3 protein-coding genes and 2 pseudogenes are annotated in these 4,070 nt (G+C 27.9%); 4 read left to right on the top strand and 1 reads right to left on the bottom strand.

Translation table 11 applies throughout. The annotated features are described in order from the left end of the window. A pseudogene (locus HNP63_RS06980) lies at positions 1–134 on the bottom strand (site-specific integrase); the annotation flags it as partial. A 428-nt stretch (positions 135–562) separates the two neighbouring features. Between HNP63_RS06980 and HNP63_RS06300 the strand changes: the two are divergent. The 4 genes and pseudogenes from HNP63_RS06300 to HNP63_RS06315 all read left to right on the top strand — a co-directional run bounded on the left by HNP63_RS06300 (position 563) and on the right by HNP63_RS06315 (position 4,027). Next, positions 563–1,336 carry a hypothetical protein gene (locus tag HNP63_RS06300; protein ID WP_174243880.1) on the top strand — a complete coding sequence of 258 codons (774 nt, stop codon included), beginning with the start codon at positions 563–565 and terminating at the stop codon, positions 1,334–1,336. Between the two features lie 39 nt (positions 1,337–1,375). Continuing rightward, positions 1,376–2,524, top strand: coding sequence for a hypothetical protein (locus HNP63_RS06305; RefSeq protein ID WP_183227620.1), 1,149 nt, complete (start codon positions 1,376–1,378; stop codon positions 2,522–2,524). Positions 2,525–2,709: 185 nt separating this feature from the next. Further along, positions 2,710–3,273, top strand: a pseudogene (locus HNP63_RS06310) (DUF643 domain-containing protein). Between the two features lie 187 nt (positions 3,274–3,460). Continuing rightward, a complete protein-coding gene (locus HNP63_RS06315) occupies positions 3,461–4,027 on the top strand; it encodes a DUF603 domain-containing protein (RefSeq protein ID WP_183227622.1) in 567 nt (188 codons plus the stop codon). Positions 4,028–4,070 lie beyond the last annotated feature (43 nt).

Consider the following 4,070-nt stretch of genomic DNA (forward strand, 5'->3'; position numbering starts at 1 on the left):
TTGGTTTTAGTTGAATTTTCTAGTGTATTTTTTAGAATTTTATTTTCATCTATTACTTTTTGATAATCTTTTAGTAGTTTAAGAATGAAATCTGTACTGTTATTATTTAAATTAAGATAATTATTAAAGTCCATAAAGTCCTCTTTTTACAAGTGTTACTTTTAAAATAAGTAAAAGTAATAAAAATATATAAAAATAGCAATTTCTATTTTACCAAAAACATAAAATTTTAGTCAAATTGTGGTGTTTCTCATTGCATGCAGAATTTGGGCTGTAGAGTAGCTGTAAAGAGTAGAAGTGGCAATTTCTAAGGTAGGCAGATAAGAAAGATACTATACTTTGTGTGATATATAGCAAATACTCCAAAATTTAATTTGTATGTGTTTTATGATCATTTGTAATGACCCCATCATTTGCAATGGAGAGATTTTTAAGAGTTGGTTAAAATTACATTTGAGTTTTGTTACTATGTAATTCAAAATGTAACAAAATTAGATATTTAAATCTGTAAAAAATTGAATTTATTAGAGATTGTGTTATCTTTAGCTTTACGGAGTAACTTATGAATAAAAAAATAAATAAGAAAATGTTTGTTATTTGTACTGTTTTTGCATTGATAAGTTCTTGCAAGAATTATGCAAGTAGTAAAGATTTAGAAAATCTAGAACAAAATGTAGAAGGAAAAGTTAAGGGATTTTTAGAGACAAAAAAAGAAGAATTGACTGAAGGGCTTAAAAACCTAGGTTCAGAAGTTTCTTCAAAAGTTGAAGAAAAATTAATGCAAGCTGATGAGCCACAAGGGCAAGTTCAAGAACAAGTAGGTCAAGATGTTAATAATGAAAATCATAAAAATCAAAAAGTAGAAGAATTAGAGAAAAAACTAGAGGATTTAAAGAATAAAATAGAGGGGGCTGATGGTGATAAAACTACTCTTAGAACATATTCTGGTTATGAAGAAGAATTAGAGAAATTAGAAAAAGAATTAGAAGATAATCTTAAAGATAAAAAAGAAGATAAAGAAAAACTTGAAAAGGAATTAAAAGAACTTGAGAAAACTTTAAAAGATAAAAAAGAGAAAAGAAAAAAGGCTTTAAAAGATGCTAAGAAAAAATTTGAAGGGTATAAAAGGCAAGTTGATAGTGCAACTGGAGAAACTTATGGTGCACAAGTTGGAAATCAAAGAGGCGGTGGACAACAAGCTTGGAAAGAAGCCAAAGAATTAGGCTTAAGTGTAAATTCTTATGATGGTGCTGATACTAGCGGTTTGTCAAGTGGAATAATAGATGGGGCGATTAAACAGATTGAAGAAGAACTTAAGGAACTTAATAAGGATTAGAATAATTTAAAATAGAAGTTCAATATATAGGAGTAACTTATGAATAAAAAAATAATAATATTTATTGTTGGCTCTGTTTTTGAGCTGATAATTTCTTGTAAAAATTATGCAGATTTAAAACAAAGTGTAGAACAAGCAGAACAAAAAGTTAAGGGTTTTAGAGAAGGTGTAGAAAAAAAAGTTAAACAAGGTATAAAACAAGCAGAACAAAAAGTTAAGGGTTTTAGAGAAGGTGTAGAAAAAAAAGTTAAACAAGGTATAAAACAAGCAGAACAAAAAGTTAAGGGATTTTTAGGAAAAGAAGTAAAAGATATTTCAGATGAAATAGCAAAAAAATTAAAAGAAGAAGAAAAAGATAAAAAAGAAGAAAAGAAGGAGCAAGCAAAAGAAGTAAAAAAACAAAAAGAAAAGAAAGAAGAATTAATGCAAGCTGATGATCCTAATAATATAAATCATGCTCAAATATTGCAGCAGGCAAATGGTCAAGATAGTAAACCAGCATTAGAAGCAGTACAACAAAGTGCAAATGGTGGTCAACAAAAAGCAGAAGAAGAGGCAAAAGAAAAAGAAGTAAGAGCTAAAGCAGAACAAGAGGCAAAAGAAAAAGAAGAGAGAAAAAGAAAACAACAAGAAGAAGAAAGAGAAAAGAGAGAAAAAGAAGTTAAAGCCAAAATTGAAGAACTTACAAATAAAATAGACGAGATAAATAATGGCATTGATTCCATTAAGCATAGAAGATGGTTTGTGGAGGATGAAAAAAGATTCAAAGTAAAGGCAACAGAAGTTAGAGATAAAGTTACAGGGCCTGTATTCGACTATTTTACTAATGATTCTAAGGGTGATACTGGAGAGGGTGCTCAAACTGAAGAATCTATATATTATGGTTGGGGTTTAACAGATTTAGAAGAAGATGAAGAAGAATTAGTAAAGTTATTAAAAGAATTGCAGGATACTAGGAGTAGTTTAAGGACTAAATTAAATGTAGGCAATCAACAAAAAGTTGTGTTGCAACCAGATCCAGAATTAAAAGAAAGTGTAAAAGTTAGCGAAATTGAATCAGACTTAGAGGAATTAAAATCAAAATTAGAAAAAGTTAAAAATTATCTTAGAGACGAAGCTCATTTTGACACAATTAAAGGCTATATCAATGATGCTAACAGTAACAGAATATCAGAATATGATGAATAAGCTTTAGATTTAATTAAACTTTGTATACATAAAATAACAACTAGCAATATTTAGCTAGTTGTTATTTTTTTTGTAAATTGAATTATTACAGTTTACTGTTTTCAGCTTAATTATATTTTTCCACTTTTTTTTGTTAAAAAATATTGTCTAAAATATTTTTTATTTTTATACTATCTATAGTTATGATGCACGCTAATAAAGTTTGAGATTTTTATGATAATTTAGATAAGAAAACAAAAAAGGAAATATATAAGCGCTATAGAACTACCCAACCAACCCTGGGGCAAAAAAGACGAATATATAGCACTTATGAAGCAATACAAGAATACAAAAGAAAAACTGGTAAAAATATTAATGAAATAGTAAATGACATTGTAAAGCCTACAAAAAAATTTATTAAAGACGTTCTGAAGGATAAATGTGTAATAGACAATGTAATAGACAACCATAAAGATTCCCAAAATATTAAGGTTGATTTTAGCTACAGGGAAGAAATGCTAGAAGAATGTTTGGTAAAATTAGGAGAGGATAAATCCGCCACTTTTTTACTTTATGTTCATAGTATTCTTGATAATATGAATCAAGAAATACTAAACCCAGAATCATTACTTGTGATTAACCCATTTATAGATACATTATTCACCAGTATGCACTACTATGACAAGGGAATTTTCACAAGTAATAATCTTATAAAAAGAATAAAAAAGTTTTTAAAACATATGGAGCCAAGTTTTATCAAAATGCAATAAATTAGTGAACTGCTATTTCCATAATCTTTGATTTAGAAATAGCAGCGAGCTAAATCAATAAAAGCCAATAAATATAAATACTCCCCAATAAATATCAAGAAGTTATCAGCTTATGTTAACAATTCATCAAATTGCTTTACTATTTAGAGTAACAATTTGTTAATTTTGTTACTTTTGGGTAATGCTTTTGAAAAAAGTTAAAAGATCTTTTGATGATTATGTTGCATATTTTAGACAAGGCTCATTAAATGATAAAGAAATAGCAGTTAGACTTGGGGTTTCTAGAGTAAATGTGTGGAGAATGAGACAAAAATGGGAGAGTGGGGAAACTTCTGTTAATGAGGATTCTAGAGTAACAATTAGTGAAGATACTTTTGAACATCTTGTAGCACAAACTTTTAAATCAGAAGTTAAAGCTAAAAAAGTTAAAGGCGAATTAGATTTAGAGCGCTCTAATTTAGAATTAGGATTTATACGCGCATTCAAGCAATATTCTAGCATTGAACTTGCTAGTATGCTTTTAAAAATAGACGATTTAAGATTTAAAATTGACTCTTTGAATAAACAATGCAACAAAAAAAATGCAAAAGTTGTTAATGAAAATATTAATTCTTTAAAAAGTGAGCTTAATGAACTTATAAAAGAGTATTCAATAAGAGAAATGGAGCTTTACTATGAATGTATGAAAAGACTTGCTGCTGCTCATGAAGTTGATAGTAAAAGTAATTATAAAAGTAGTAAAGGGCACAAGTGAACTTATATCAAACAAAACTTTTTACAACACTCCAAAAGCAATA

The sequence above is a fragment of the Borreliella afzelii genome, assembly GCF_014202295.1.
Taxonomy (GTDB): domain Bacteria; phylum Spirochaetota; class Spirochaetia; order Borreliales; family Borreliaceae; genus Borreliella; species Borreliella afzelii.

Bases quoted from the DNA above. Each gene is read 5' to 3' on its own strand.
- HNP63_RS06300 (WP_174243880.1), top strand. From the start codon at position 563: ATGAATAAAAAAATAAATAAGAAAATGTTTGTTATTTGTACTGTTTTT.
- HNP63_RS06305 (WP_183227620.1), top strand. From the start codon at position 1,376: ATGAATAAAAAAATAATAATATTTATTGTTGGCTCTGTTTTTGAGCTG.